This window comes from Vibrio sp. 779(2023) (genome assembly GCF_033344285.1).
Taxonomy (GTDB): domain Bacteria; phylum Pseudomonadota; class Gammaproteobacteria; order Enterobacterales; family Vibrionaceae; genus Vibrio; species Vibrio alginolyticus.
Genome location: NZ_JAWPOM010000172.1, coordinates 1 through 1,146, shown reverse-complemented (window position 1 = coordinate 1,146; position 1,146 = coordinate 1). Strand labels below are relative to the sequence as shown.

Below are 1,146 nucleotides of genomic sequence, written 5' to 3'. Positions count from 1 at the left end.
GCCATACACTTCTTCAATTGACAGCGCACTTTTTTGCTCTTCTTGAATCAATAACGTTGCTGTTGCTTGGTAAATGGATGTTTTGGAGTAGATGTACCAAGTGCACGTCAATGAGAATATAAGCGTGAACGCAGCAATGCTAAGCCAGTTTTTTTTCAGCGTTTTAAAGTGATGGCCAAAACGAATCAGTTCCACTTTGTTCATCTGGAAATTGTTGGGATGAGTTCCGTTCATTTGATTACCTGTCACTAGAAGAAGCTCTGATCAATAAAGACAATGTCGCCTGGTTCAACCGTGCGCTGCATACTTACGCCTTCTACGGTTTTGCCAGTTTTGTGTTTGGTTAAGTTAATGCTTTTACGTGAAGCTCTATCGGTGAGCCCGCCAGCTAGTGCGATGGCTTTTTCTATCGTCAGTCCTGGTCGATACTCAAATCCTCCGGGTTTACGAACTTCGCCATTGACGTAAAACAAACGGAAGTAATTGATTGTCACCATGACTTTCGGGTTGATTAGATAGTCACCTTTTAAGCCCGTTTCGATTTCGTACTTGAGCTGTTTTGGCGTTTTATTGATCGCTTTGATTCGTCCAAGGTAAGGGTAATCAAAGTAACCATCTGACGTGATGAGGATGTTTTTAATAGAAAGATCTTCCTCCCCGTAAACTTGCACTGAAATAGTGTCACCAGTATCGAGTAGGTAATCTTGTTCGTTTGAATTCGCGCTAACAAAAGTACTGAAAAGTAGCAGAGCTAGGCCAATTAACTTGAATAATGGATTCATTAACATTCCTTGTTACAACGAAAATTGCGCGCTTAACGTCCAGACATTTTGGTCGTAGCTATAACCTGAACGATTGGATGTTTTGTCTTGATATTGCCAATCCGCTTTCAATTGAATCCAGCGTCTAATTTGATAATCAACGCCAGCGGAAAGGGTATATCGTTCGTCGTTTCTCGTGATGCCGGTGTAATCATCTTCTTGATAAATGCCACCTAAACGAGTGGCTAAATAGCTGTTCCAATCGTGTTTGATATCTAGGCGATAACGAGTCTGTAAGTTGTAGTCACCATCTTGGTCAGGGTTGACGGCTGCTTGGGTAGTTTTGACCGTCACCAACGTTTGCTCTTGTGGTAGCCATTCAAAT

At 42.0% G+C, this 1,146-nt stretch carries 3 protein-coding genes; all 3 read right to left on the bottom strand.

All coding sequences use genetic code 11. The annotated features are described in order from the left end of the window. Positions 1 to 234 (bottom strand): Wzz/FepE/Etk N-terminal domain-containing protein (locus R8O70_RS25850; protein WP_318184541.1); only part of this gene is annotated, 234 nt, incomplete at its 3' end. 14 nt (positions 235 to 248) lie between these two features. After that, a complete protein-coding gene (locus R8O70_RS25845) occupies positions 249 to 782 on the bottom strand; it encodes a polysaccharide biosynthesis/export family protein (protein ID WP_005463089.1) in 534 nt (177 codons plus the stop codon). Between the two features lie 12 nt (positions 783 to 794). Further along, a partial coding sequence (locus R8O70_RS25840) for an outer membrane beta-barrel protein (protein WP_318184540.1) occupies positions 795 to 1,146 on the bottom strand: 352 nt, incomplete at its 5' end.

Bases quoted from the DNA above. Each gene is read 5' to 3' on its own strand.
- R8O70_RS25845 (WP_005463089.1), bottom strand. From the start codon at position 782: ATGAATCCATTATTCAAGTTAATTGGCCTAGCTCTGCTACTTTTCAGT.